Origin of the sequence: Streptomyces sp. UW30 (assembly GCF_008042075.1) — a bacterium.
Classification (GTDB): Bacteria; Actinomycetota; Actinomycetes; order Streptomycetales; family Streptomycetaceae; genus Streptomyces.
The window spans coordinates 93,094-104,859 of sequence record NZ_RDBN01000038.1 but is presented as its reverse complement, the minus strand read 5'-3'; the positions used below and the strand labels follow the sequence as shown (position 1 = coordinate 104,859).

Sequence of the window (11,766 nt, the reverse complement as noted above, 5' to 3'; positions counted from 1 at the left end):
GGGCCGCGCTCTGGCGGGGGTTCGCTGAGGGGCCGCGCTCTGGCGGGGGTTCGCTGAGGGGCCGCGCTCTGGTGGGGGTTCGCTGAGGTCCGGTGCTCGTGCGGGTGTTCGGCGAGGTCCGGTGCCTTGCGAGTGTTCGCTGAGGCCCGGCGCTCTCGCGGATGTTGGCCGAGGCCCGGCGCTCCCGAGCGACTGCGCGGGTTCGGCGCTCCCGAATGACTGCCGGAGTTCGGGGCGCTTGCGAGCGGTTGCCGTGGTGCGGTGCGCTGGCGAGTGACCGCTGAGGTCCGGGGGCTCTCGGAGTGACCGCCGTGGTTCGGGGCGCTCCCGAGCGGTTGCCGTGGTTCGGGGCTCTCGCGAGTGACCGTCGAAGTCCGGGGGCTCGCCCGAGCGGCTGCTGTGGTCCGGGGCTCTCCCGAGCGGTTGCCGTGGTTCGGGGCTCTGGCGAGTGGCCGCCGAAGTCCGAGGGCTCGCCCGAACGACCGCTGAAGTCCGGGGCTCGCCCCAGCGGCTGCTGTGGTTCGGGGCGCTCCCGGGCGGTTGCCGTGGTTCGGGGCTCTCGCGGCCTGACCGCCGGTCCGAGGGCTCGCCCGAACGACCGCTGAAGTCCGGGGGCGCCCCCGAGCGACTGCCGGAGTTCGGGGCGCCCCCGAGTGACCTCCGAGGTCCAGCCCCCTCCCGGGGCTCCGGCGAGCGTCCCGTCCTCTCGGATCTCACCTCGGATCTCCCCGGAATGGGTCACTATCTGAGCGGGCGGGGGTGGGTGAGGGGAGGAGCGGCATCGTGCTGAGTGACGTGGAGCGCGCCGTACTGGCGGAGATCGACGACGCCGGGATCGGGCGGACGCTGCTGGAGTTGATCTCCGTGCCGAGTGTGACCGGCAGTGCGGCCGAGTCGGAGCTCCAGCATCTGCTGGCCGGGCGGCTGGAGCGGCTCGGTCTGGACGTCGACCTGTGGTCCATGGACCTGGACGCGCTGCGAGCGGACCCCGGCTTCCCGGGGACGGAGGCCGAGCGGGACGAGGCCTGGGGGCTGGTCGGCGTGACGGAGGACGGTGGCGACGGGCCCACCTTCGTGATGCAGGGCCATGTGGACGTCGTACCGCCCGGGGATCTCGACGCCTGGGACGGCGATCCCTTCGTGCCGAGGGTGGTCGGGGACGTCGTACACGGGCGCGGTGCCTGTGACATGAAGGCCGGGCTGGTGGCCCACCTCGCCGCGCTCGCGGCGATACGGGCCGCCGGAGCGCGGCTGCGCGGGCGGGTCGGCGTGCACTTCGTGGTGGGCGAGGAGGACGGCGGACTCGGCGCCTTCGGCACGCTGCGGCGCGGCCACCGCGGCGACGTCTGCGTCATCACCGAACCGACGGGCGGCGCACTCGTCACCGCCAACGCCGGTGCGCTGACCTTCCGCCTCGCCGTGCCCGGCAAGGCGGCGCACGGCAGCGCCCGCGACCAGGGTGTCAGCGCGATCGACGGATATGTGCCGCTGCACGGGGCGCTGGCCCGGCTGGAGGCCGAGCGCAACCGGGACCCGCATCCCCTGATGGCCGAGCACCCCATCCCCTACGCCCTGTCGGTGGGCACCGTGCGCGCCGGGGACTGGGCGAGCAGCGTGCCCGATCTGCTCGTCGCCGAGGGCCGGTTGGGCGTACGGCTCGGCGAGGACCCGGCGCAGGCGCGGGCCGCGTTCGAGCGGTGCGTCGCCGAGGCGTGCGCCGCCGACCCGTGGCTGCGGGACCATCCGGCGACGGTGACCTGGCCGGGCGGGCAGTTCGCCAGCGGCCGGCTGCCGGAGGGCCACCCGCTGGCGGAGCTGATCCGCGGCGCCCACGCCGACACCGGGGGAGCCGCGGACCCGCGCGAGTGCGGGGCGCCGTACGGCAGTGATCTGCGGCTCTACGCCGGTGCGGGGATCGCGACCTTGCAGTACGGGCCGGGGGACATCCGGGTCGCGCACAGCGAGCGGGAGCGGGTGTCGGTCGCCGAAGTGGTGGAGGTGGCAAGGACGTTGGCGGTGACGGTGCTGCGGACCGTCGGCACGAAGTGAGCCGGGACCTTGAGAGGGTCCTGTGCTCGTCCGCGGTGGCATGGCGCTGGGCCCCGGCGAGGGCCGCGAGGTGCTGTTCGGGCGCAACCGGCCCGAGGTGCACATCTGTCTGGGCAAGGACGACCCCCAGGTCAGCCGCCACCACGGCACGCTCACCCATCGCGAGGGGCGCTGGTGGGTCAGCAACACAGGGCGGCTGCCCATCCGCCTCGCCGCGGGCCGCCTGCTCTTCCGCGGCGAGGAGCCCCTGCCCCTCGACACCGGCTACACCCCACTGTTCGCCGGCGGCTCGCGCGGACGTGAGCATCTGCTGGAGGTCTTCGTCACCGACGCCGAGGGCGGGCACCGGCCGCCACGGCACGAGGACGTCACCCGGCCGCCCCGGGTGTGGACGCTCACCGACGCAGAGCGGCTCGCCCTGGTCGCCCTCGGCCGGCGCTATCTGCTGCACGAACCCCGCCCGCAGCCCCTGACCTGGCGGCAGACCGCCGCCCAGCTCACCGAGGCGCGGCCCGGGGAGGGCTGGACGGACAAGCGGGTCGAGCATCTCGTCAACGCCGTACGGCTGCGGCTGTCCCGGGACGGGGTCGCCGGGCTGACCCGGGAGGAGGTCGGCGAGCCGGTCGGCAACTCGCTCAACGACCATCTGATCCGCGCCCTCATGACGTCGACGACGCTCGTGCCGATGGACCTGACCCTGATCGACGGCGCTTGACCCGGCCCTCCGGGGACCCCTCCCCGCGTACGCCTCTGCGCTCCCCCGCCATGACGACGACCACCCTCCGACGCCGCCTCGCCCCCCGCGGCGGCGGCGCTGCTCACGGCCCCGTCCGCCCCGCTCTCGCCCCCGGCGTCCGCGGCGCCGTCCCGGCTGGCCATCACCGAGGGCGGCACCGCCGGGCACCCCGCCGTGCACCGCGGCGACGGCCGCACCGTCGACGGCATCTCCGTCGAGGCCGACCATGTGGTCGTCGAGGGCTACACGGTCGACCCGCCCGAGGCTCCCGGCATCGAGATCACCGGGAACGACATCACCGTACGGAACGACACCGTCACACGCCCGCACGGCGGCGACGGCGACGGACTGCGCTTCTTCGGCGACGACTGGGTACGCGGGGCCGGAGCCGGGCGGAGCGCCGTGAGGTTCCTCAGTCCGTCGGGGGCTGGGTGCGCCGGGCGTACGCGCGGGCCGCGCGCGCCCGGTCGCCGCAGCGGGTGGAGCACCAGTGGCGGCGGCCGTGGCGCAGCAGGTAGCGGTTGCAGGGGGGCGAGCCGCAGGCCGTGAGGCGTTCGGCGTCCGGGGAGGTGAGCAGGCCGGCGGCGTCTGCGGCGAGGGTCGCCAGGGCGTGGTCGACGATCTCGGTGGTGGGGTGCGGGGCCGCGCGGTAGGGGCCGTCCTTCTCGTCCCACTGGAGCAGCGGAGCCGTGGGCACCCTGGTCAGCGCGTCGTTCACGGCGTTCAGCGCGGCCGGCAGCGCGGGCAGCGCCGCGACCCGAGAGTCGAACAGCGACCGCACCTGTTCCCGCAGCGCACGCAGCTGCGCCGCGCACATCTCCCGCATCCCGGCGTCGACGGGAGCGAGGTCGCGCTCGACGAGCCACTCGTTCGCCGCGGCCGCAGTGCCGAGCTGATCCACGAACTGCCCGCCCGGCAGCGCGATGACGCTGTTGGCGAGGGCGAGCGACGGGTAGTGCTCCGCGCCCGGCGCGGGCGGAATCGGCGGCTCGACGGTCTCCTTCATGGCTCTCATGGTACGGAGTGCTCATGGTACGGAGTGCGGGAATCCGTGAGAGCGAGCTGCTGCTTCTCGCCGTCATCCCGCCGGTCTCCGGAATGGTGGAGGAGACCCTGGCCCGGCGCCTGGGCAGGCCCGAGCACCCCTCGCCGCAGCAGCTCACCGCCACAGCCGAGACGCCGGCGGCACTGGTGATCAACGGGCTGCCGGCGACCGGGCCGAGGGCGCGGAGCTGACGTGTCCCGGGTGGGGTCAGGAGGCCGCCGGCCCCCGCCCGACCCCGAGGACGTCGAGCATCGCCCGGGTCGCCGGGCTGGGGTTGAAGCGGCTCCACACCAGGTACTCCAGGCGATGCGGCCCGTCCAGCACGCGGACCAGCGCCAATTCGGAATCGCCGGCCGCCAGGGGGCGGACGTACGCCGACGGGAGCAGCGCGATGCCGAGCCCGCGCGCGACCAGCCGGGAGATCAGCTCGACGACACCGGCCTCGTAGGCGACGTCACGGACCAGGCCCGCCGCGGCGAAGGCCTGGTCGGACTGGGCGCGGGCGGGCGTCCCGGCCGCGAAGTCCACGAAGGTCTCCTCGGCGATCTCCGCCAGCGTGACCCGGGACACGCCCGCGAGCCGGTGCCCCGCCGGCACGACGAGGGCGTGCTCGTCGTGATCGAGGACGAGGGCCTCCACGCCGGACGGCCGCTCGCCCTCCGGCAGGCCGAGGAAGGCGATGTCCAGTTCCCCGTCCCGCACAGCCGTGGCCAGCTCGTCGCTGCGTCCGGAACGCAGGACGACGCGCACGTCGGGATACCGGGCGCGATAGCGCTGCAACAGCTCGGGTACGTCCACGGCGGCCGTCGTCACGATCACGCCGACGGCGAGTCGGCCCCGCACCACCCCGGTCGCCGCGGCGGAGTCGGCGACCGCACGGTCGGCTGCGGCCAGGCACTCGCGCGCGGCGGCCACGAACGCCAGCCCGGCGCTGGTCGGTTCGACCCGGCGGCTGGAGCGGGCGAACAGCTTGACCCCGAGCTCCCGTTCCAGGCCGGCGATCCGGTGACTGAGGGACGACTGCACCACGAAGCAGCGCTCCGCGGCGCGCGTGAAGTTACGGGTTTCGGCCACGGCGACGACGTAGCGCATCTGCTGGAGATCCACCCACCCATGGTTTCTGCTCATGGCTGCCATGACAACCATGCGTTGGAGTCATGAGGGCAGGCTGCGGAGACTGCTTCTCATGCATCCCTCGACCGAACGGTCATCGGGCCCGCCGCGGATCTCCCGCACGCAGCCACTGGCAACCGTCGCACTGACCGCCTTCGCTCCCGCGGCCTGGGGCACCACCTACGCCGTGACCACGGAACTCCTCCCGCCCGGCCATCCGATGTTCGCCGGGCTCGTCCGCGCCCTGCCCGCCGGGCTGATCGCGCTGGCGATCACCCGCGTGCTGCCGCGCGGCGACTGGTGGTGGAAGGCCGGTGTGCTCGGCGCGCTCAACATCGGCACGCTGTTCCCCCTGCTGTTCCTGGCCGCCGAACGGCTCCCCGGCGGTGTCGCCGCCACCCTCGGCGCGACCCAGCCGCTGCTGGTCGCCGGGCTGGCCATCGCGGCACTCCACGTCCGGCCGACGGTGTGGCGATGGACCTGGGGCGTGCTCGGCGTGGCCGGAGTCGGACTCGTCGTGCTCGGCCCGGACGCCCGGCTGGACACCGTCGGAGTGCTCGCCGGTCTCGGCGGCACGACCGCCATGGCCTGCGGGACCGTCCTCGCCAAACGGTGGGGCCGGCCCCCGGGCGTCGGTCCCCTGACCCTGGCCGGTTGGCAACTGACCGTCGGCGGCGTGCTGTTGCTCCCGCTCACCCTCGCGATCGAGGGACTGCCGCAGCGGATCGACGCCGGGGCGGCGGCCGGATACCTGTGGCTCGGCAGCGTCGGCGGGCTGATCGCGTACACGCTGTGGTTCCGCGGCATCGGACAGCTGTCGGTGGGCGCGTCCGCACCGCTGGTGCTGCTGTCTCCGCTGGTCGCGACCGTCATCGGCATCGCACTGGGCGAGTCCCTGAGCCTGCCCCAGTCCCTCGGCTTCGCCCTCGCCCTGGCCGCGTTGCTCGCGGCACAACTCGAATCGCCGACGGTGTCGACGCGGGTGCTGATGCGGGGTGTTCGAGAAGCGAGTGGTGTTACGGGCCGACCACCGATGCCGGTGCACTGTCATGCGCGCTTGGCCGCCGGCGCACCGGCATCTCCCTGCGTCGGCCCGGCAGAATTACGACCGAGATCCGGGGCATTCCCGGGCCAGAGGCCGGCCCTGGCGGCGCCGGATGGTCGCTGATGGAAGCGTGTCCGCCGACAGGCAGGGCTGCGCAATATGGCTGCCGATCTCCGGTGCCCGCCCTGCCCGGCGGTCTCGAGCTGCGCCCCTGGGGCGTCCGTGACGCCGAAGGCTTCGTGACTGCGGGGCAGGATCCCGCCATCCGGTTGTGGAACTGCCTGGTCGTTCAGTCCTCGGAGCGCGCATCCTGCCCGAGGCACGCGGCCCTGGTTCTCAAGGGTCCGCCGGATAACCCTGGTACAGGGAGACCCCATCCCGGTCCGCGACGAACAGCCGCCCTAATTACTCCTAGCAGCGCTGCGATCGGCCCAACTCATGACGGTTCCTCGCCGTCCTCGGGCGCGGTGAGCGCGGCGAGGATGTCGGCGGGAGTGGCCTCCGCCCACACGGGGTCGTCCACGCAGAGGATCACCTCCTTGAGCCGGCCCTCGTCCTCGTCGGCTTCGTCGAAGACCCAAGGCTGGTCGAGGGCGGCTCGCACCCGCCGCCAGGCGTCATCGTCCCCGTAGTGGGTGCGGACGAGCAGCATGGGTGGGTACGACTCGTCGGTCTTCGGTAGAACTCGCACAGGCGGGCACGCCTTCCAACGGGCGGCGCAGTAGGCCGCGTTGACGGTAGGCCGAAGCGTAGAGGCCGCGTCCTCCAGGGGGCCTGTCGGAGCTCTCACGGCTCATCGCTGCATGGGTGGACGTCTATGTGAAGATCGCGGCGTGAACGATCTACGTTTCCGTCTCGCCGGCGACGCCGACCTTGCCGCTGTCGTCCATCTGCGTGACGACGCTGCCCGCTGGATGATCGCCCAGGGCATCACTGGTCAGTGGCGGCCCGGTGAGCTGGGTGAAGACCACTTCCGCCGGATCATGGCGAGCGGGGAGGTTTGGCTCGCGGAGGCTGCCGATCGTGTGGTCGGGGCCTGGGAGCTGTGGTGGGAGGACGAGGATGCCTGGGGGCCGCAGCCCCCGACGGCCGGCTATGTGCATCGGCTGATGGTGGATCACAGCAGTGTTCCGCCCGGGACCGGGAGGCAGCTCCTGCGAGTCGCGGAGCGCCGCGTGGCCGAGGTGGGACGACCGCTTGTACGTCTGGACTGCCTGGCCGGCAACGCGCGCTTGAAGGCGTACTACCTCAACGTCGGCTACCAGATCGTCGGGTGCAAGGAAGGAAAGCCGCAGCCGAGCGGCACGCCCAAGTCGTTCACGCTCCTCGAAAAGTCCATACAGGACGGCGCGGAGTAGGAATCGCGATTGGGTAGCGGGACGTACGCATGAGGAAGGACCGGGCCGGCCCGGCGGTCCCGGAGGTTGTCCGGGGCGCGGGGATGGGCCCGTCCCTCTTGGTCGTGCGGTCGTTGGCGGACGAGCCCGCCGGCCGGGCCGGTCGGCGTACGGGCACGCGCCGACGGCGCCGATGAGAGCCTGCCGGCCTGGTCGCGGGCTGCCGGAGCGGAACCCGCGTGTACGAGCCTCCGGGGTGTGCGAGCACGCTCGATCACGCTGTGTGGCCGATGAGCTTTCCCGGGCCCGGGTCCGGGCCCGGGTCCGACAGGCGGATCAGCGCAGTCCGGCGAAGAGATCGTTCTCGGGTATGGCCGCGCCGGTGGCGTCCTGGACCCGTACGAAGGTCTCCATGCCCATCAACTCGCCGAACCTCTCCTTGCCCATTTTGAGGAAGAAGATGTTCTCGCCCTGACTGGCGTGCGCGGCCAGCGCGTCGAATTTCTGGCCGCTGAACGCGGTGGTGTCCACCCACGTGGTGATCTCATCGTCGGGGAGGCCGATCTCGGCCATCGCGGCGGCCTCGGCAGGATCCGGCTCCGGCATGTCCGGATGAAACTCGCGCATGATCTCACCGAACCGCTGCATCATCGAGCGGGGCATCGTCGTCCAGTACACCTTCGGTGTCAGCTCAGTCATCTTCACCGCCGCCATCGTGATGCGGTGGGCCTGGATGTGGTCGGGGTGGCCGTAGAAGCCGTTCTCGTCGTAGGTCACGACCACATCGGGACGGTAGTGCCGCATGAGTTCCGCGAGTCGGGCGGCGCCTTCCTCCACGGGGGTCTGCCAGAAGGATCCGGGGGCGTCATTGCTCGGCCAGCCCATCATCCCGGAGTCGGCATAGTCCAGCATCTCCAGATCACTGACCTTCAGGACGTCACAGCTCGCTTCGAGTTCTTGACGGCGCATCAAGGCAACGGCCGCCGGATCGTGCCCGGGATCGCCCGGCTTGACACCCCCCGGTCCATCACCGCAACCGCCGTCGGTACACGTCACGAGAACCGTGCGGATGCCCTCCGCCGCGTACTGCGCCAGGACCCCTCCGGTTCCGGTGGCCTCGTCGTCGGGGTGAGCGTGCACTGCCATGAGCGTCAACGGCCGGTCAGTCATGAATCAGTCCTCCTGTAGAAATACATCTCGGTCCGAGTGCGCGGCGGGCGTACCGCGATCCCGAGGGCCCGGATCCTGTCGGGGCGACGACACTGTGGTCTCCGTGTTCCCCACCCGCGCGGCGCCGGTCCCTCGGTGGATGCAACAGTGCCGGCCGGACCGGCTGTTCCCGGCGCGGCGGTGCACGCGGGATCACGCAGCAGGTCGCGGAAGGCAGCGGCATCCTCCCGGCCTCTGCATGAGGAGGGCGCACCAGCACACCGAGGCCGCGTTCAGGGACGAAACAGCAGGATGAAACGACCTCTGAGCCAATCGGGGGATCAAGGCGAAGGAGTACCGTCGTTGGCCGGCTTGCAGCGCCAATTTTTCGGCTAACGGTCACCGTTTCGAGGTGGATGCCCCGACGGGGCAATTCCTAAGGTCACCGCGTGCGATGGCGACGGGGACTCGTACTGGGCCTGGCTGGTCTGCTGCTGGCGCGGCGGGCGCCGTCGGGGTTTACTCCTACGGTTCCTTCTATGGGTGGTGGGCCCGCCCGACCATCCGCGACGCTCCGGTGGCGAAACCGGCGGCCGTGGAGCCGCTCGTGATCGGGCTGCGCTACCCCTTCGACCTGGCGTTCCTCCCCGACGGGTCAGCGCTGGTCACCGAGCGTGAGAGCGGCCGCCTGCGGAAGGTCACCCCGGACGGGCAGCTCAGCGACGTCCGGACGATCGAGGAGATCGCCGAGCCGGTCGTCCAAGCCGGGCTGCAGGGGGTGGCGGTCTCCCCCACCTACGAACGGGACGGCTGGATCTATGTCTACTACACCACCGAGCAGGACAGCCGGGTGGGCCGGCTGCGGCTGGACTCGTCGGCTCCGCCCGAGCCGATCCTGACCGGGATCCCCAGCGGTGAAATCCACAATGGCGGGCGGATCAGGTTTGGCCCGGACGGCATGCTCTACATGACCACCGGCGAAGCCGACGACCGTTCCAGGGCCCAGGATCGCAACGATCTGGGCGGAAAGATCCTGCGAGTCACGCCGGCGGGCAATCCCGCACCGGGCAACCCGATCGAGGGCTCACCGGTGTACAGCTGGGGGTTCCGAGACCCGCAGGGGCTCGCCTGGGACGAGAAGGGTCAGCTCTACGTCTCCGAGTTCGGCCACCACAACCTCGACGAGCTGAACCGGGTCGAACCCGGCGCCAACTACGGCTGGCCCGAGGTGGAAGGCACCGGTGGGGAGCCCGACTTCACGGACCCGATCGCGACCTGGAAACCCGCCGACGCCTCACCCAGCGGCCCCGACCACGACCTGATCCTCCGGGTGACCCCGTGACGGGTTTCGTCGTCGCGGGCCAGGCGGTCGTCAGGTCGATGCCGAGGGTGGCGGCGTGCTCGACGAAGTGCTGGCGGTAGCCCCCGTCGACCCAGACTTTGCGCAGAGCGGGTGGTCGGCGACGGCCTGTTCGAGCAGGGGACGGCCGAGAGCACGTCCGTACTGCGCAACGTCTACGTCATCAACCGAGGTTACGAGGATCTCGCCGAGCGGCTGGACTCCATCGGGACATCGTCCTGTCCGGTCGTCGGCTCACGTCCCGTACAGACGGGCCTCCCAGCGGGCGTGCGAGCGGCGGCCGGACAGGCGCCACAGGATGCGGGCGGGCAGGGGCGCCTTGCTGAGGAACGTGCGCTGCTCTTCGGGCGTCGCCACCGCCATCAACGCGCTGAAGGCGCGCAGCAGATGCTTCCTCTCCAGCTTCGCCAGGCTGATCTCGCCGAGTTCCTCCCATTCGGCGACGCTGAGATGTTCGGCGGCCAGCGGCAGGATGATCTTCTCCTCCTCGTCCATGTGCGCGTTCAACACCGAGCCCAGTTCGGTGAGTTGGTCCGCCACCTTTACGCAGAGGGATGGCCGGGGATCGGCGGTCAGTTCGCCCAGCGCGCCCGTGACCTGCGTGACCAGCTCTTCGAGGCGGTGGTGCTGTTCCTCCATGCGCGCGATCGCCTCGGCGTGCCCTGCCGTCCGCGCCGCGAGCCGGGGCCAGAGGAATTCGTCCTCGCTGACGTGGTGGGCTTCCAGGCCCATGAGCATGAACCGCACCGCGTCGACGACCAGCGCGGCCCGCGCGGTGTCGCCGGGCCGCAGTCCGCGCACCAGACGCGGCAGTTCCGCGCACGACTGACGGAAGCTGCGATGCACCACCACCATGTCGTGGACATCCGGCTTCGAGTTGACTGCCTCGGACATGTTGACTGCCTCGGACATGGTGCTCCTAGCCCATGCTCAGTTGGTCGTGAAAGCGGTGTGCGAGGTCCGTGAGCTCTTCCTCGTTCCGCGCGGTCTGCTGGAGGTCGACGAGGACTTCGTCGGCCCCGGCCGCATGGGCGGCGAGCAGGTAGTCCGACACCTGCTCGACCGTTCCCCGGTGCGGAACGGCGTCGCTCGGGGCGGCCTCTGCCGTCACCACGGGGTTCACCCGGACGACGGTGCGCAGAGCCTCGGGGTCACGTCCGTTCGCCTCCGCGATCTGCCTGATCTGGCTGATGACGTAGGCCAGTTGCGGGACCGGCAGCGCTACTCCGGCCCAGCCGTCCGCGCGACGACCGATACGTTCCAGCGTGGCCGGGGTGAAACCGCCCAGGAGCACCGGCGGGCGGGGACGCTGTACGGGGAATGTCCCGATGTGCGCACTCGGTATCGTCCACACGGCCCCTTTGTGCTCGGCCGACGTACCGGACCAGACGTGATCCAGGACGTCCAGGATCTCCTCCAGCCGTGCCCCGCGCCCCGCCCACGGCACGCCGATGGCCTCGTACTCGTCGGACGACCAGCCGAGCCCGAACCCGATGTCGAGCCGCCCCTCGCTGAGGATGTCGACGGACGTCAGCGAACGGGCCAGCAGGAGCGGGGAGTAGAAGGGCGCGTTCAGGGTGCTGGTCCCGAGCCTCAGCCGTCGGGTGGCGTGCGCCAGGAAGGACAGGGTGACTACGGGGTCCAGGAAGGTGCGGTACTCCTCCGGTACGGGACCGCCGCCGGGATACGGGTCACGGGGCTGCGTCGGTACGAGGGCCCGGTCGCCCACCCACAGGCTGTCGTAGCCGATCGCTTCGACCGTGGCGGCGAACTCCGAGATCGTGGCGGGGTCGGTGAACAATCCGTACTGGGGGGATCCCAGACCGATCTTGAGCATGTCTGTCACCTGATGTGTCACCTGGTATGTCACCTGTTCGAGGAATTGCTGTGGTCCGTTCTCGGACCACGGTGCCGAACAGGGATCGGCATCCG

General features: G+C 71.5%; 12 protein-coding genes and 1 pseudogene. 6 read left to right on the top strand and 7 right to left on the bottom strand.

From position 1 onward, the window contains the following. Positions 1-783: 783 nt before the first annotated feature. Together EAO75_RS29625 and EAO75_RS29620 are read left to right on the top strand one after the other, a co-directional pair. Complete coding sequence (locus EAO75_RS29625) at positions 784-2,049, top strand: ArgE/DapE family deacylase (RefSeq protein ID WP_147998209.1); 1,266 nt, start codon at positions 784-786, stop codon at positions 2,047-2,049. A gap of 40 nt (positions 2,050-2,089) precedes the next feature. Beyond that, positions 2,090-2,764, top strand: a complete 675-nt coding sequence (locus EAO75_RS29620; protein ID WP_147998220.1) for an FHA domain-containing protein — start codon at positions 2,090-2,092, stop codon at positions 2,762-2,764. 433 nt (positions 2,765-3,197) lie between these two features. On the opposite strand, the gene EAO75_RS29610 is transcribed toward EAO75_RS29620, so the two are convergent. Further along, a complete protein-coding gene (locus EAO75_RS29610) occupies positions 3,198-3,800 on the bottom strand; it encodes a CGNR zinc finger domain-containing protein (protein ID WP_222723992.1) in 603 nt (200 codons plus the stop codon). Between the two features lie 14 nt (positions 3,801-3,814). Between EAO75_RS29610 and EAO75_RS29605 the strand changes: the two genes are divergently transcribed. Then, positions 3,815-4,021: a hypothetical protein gene (locus EAO75_RS29605; RefSeq protein WP_261989479.1), complete on the top strand. Its 207-nt coding sequence runs from the start codon at positions 3,815-3,817 to the stop codon at positions 4,019-4,021. Between the two features lie 16 nt (positions 4,022-4,037). Here EAO75_RS29605 and EAO75_RS29600 read toward each other — a convergent pair whose 3' ends face one another. Beyond that, a complete protein-coding gene (locus EAO75_RS29600) occupies positions 4,038-4,937 on the bottom strand; it encodes a LysR family transcriptional regulator (protein ID WP_147998219.1) in 900 nt (299 codons plus the stop codon). 79 nt (positions 4,938-5,016) lie between these two features. On the opposite strand from EAO75_RS29600, the gene EAO75_RS29595 reads away from it, so the two are divergent. Further along, the gene (locus EAO75_RS29595; RefSeq protein WP_261989478.1) at positions 5,017-6,111 is read left to right on the top strand and encodes an EamA family transporter; all 1,095 of its coding nucleotides are present in this window, start codon (positions 5,017-5,019) and stop codon (positions 6,109-6,111) included. Between the two features lie 313 nt (positions 6,112-6,424). Here EAO75_RS29595 and EAO75_RS29590 read toward each other — a convergent pair whose 3' ends face one another. After that, complete coding sequence (locus tag EAO75_RS29590) at positions 6,425-6,679, bottom strand: DUF6924 domain-containing protein (RefSeq protein WP_147998207.1); 255 nt, start codon at positions 6,677-6,679, stop codon at positions 6,425-6,427. A 142-nt stretch (positions 6,680-6,821) separates the two neighbouring features. Here EAO75_RS29590 and EAO75_RS29585 point away from each other — a divergent pair, with 142 nt between their 5' ends. After that, a complete protein-coding gene (locus tag EAO75_RS29585) occupies positions 6,822-7,346 on the top strand; it encodes a GNAT family N-acetyltransferase (protein WP_147998206.1) in 525 nt (174 codons plus the stop codon). Positions 7,347-7,661: 315 nt separating this feature from the next. On the opposite strand, the gene EAO75_RS29580 is transcribed toward EAO75_RS29585, so the two are convergent. Next, positions 7,662-8,495 carry a PIG-L family deacetylase gene (locus tag EAO75_RS29580; protein WP_147998205.1) on the bottom strand — a complete coding sequence of 278 codons (834 nt, stop codon included), beginning with the start codon at positions 8,493-8,495 and terminating at the stop codon, positions 7,662-7,664. A 574-nt stretch (positions 8,496-9,069) separates the two neighbouring features. On the opposite strand from EAO75_RS29580, the gene EAO75_RS29575 reads away from it, so the two are divergent. Beyond that, positions 9,070-9,816: a PQQ-dependent sugar dehydrogenase gene (locus tag EAO75_RS29575; protein WP_187284629.1), complete on the top strand. Its 747-nt coding sequence runs from the start codon at positions 9,070-9,072 to the stop codon at positions 9,814-9,816. Between the two features lie 31 nt (positions 9,817-9,847). On the opposite strand, the pseudogene EAO75_RS48320 reads toward EAO75_RS29575, so the two are convergent. From EAO75_RS48320 to EAO75_RS29560, 3 genes and pseudogenes are all read right to left on the bottom strand, one after another. Continuing rightward, positions 9,848-9,963, bottom strand: a pseudogene (locus EAO75_RS48320) (IS5/IS1182 family transposase); the annotation flags it as partial. 105 nt (positions 9,964-10,068) lie between these two features. Further along, entirely contained in the window at positions 10,069-10,746 is a 678-nt protein-coding gene (locus EAO75_RS29565; RefSeq protein ID WP_261989477.1) for a hemerythrin domain-containing protein, read from the bottom strand. Positions 10,747-10,753: 7 nt separating this feature from the next. Then, the gene (locus EAO75_RS29560) at positions 10,754-11,671 is read right to left on the bottom strand and encodes a TIGR03619 family F420-dependent LLM class oxidoreductase (protein ID WP_147998203.1); all 918 of its coding nucleotides are present in this window, start codon (positions 11,669-11,671) and stop codon (positions 10,754-10,756) included. Between the last annotated feature and the right edge of the window lie 95 nt (positions 11,672-11,766).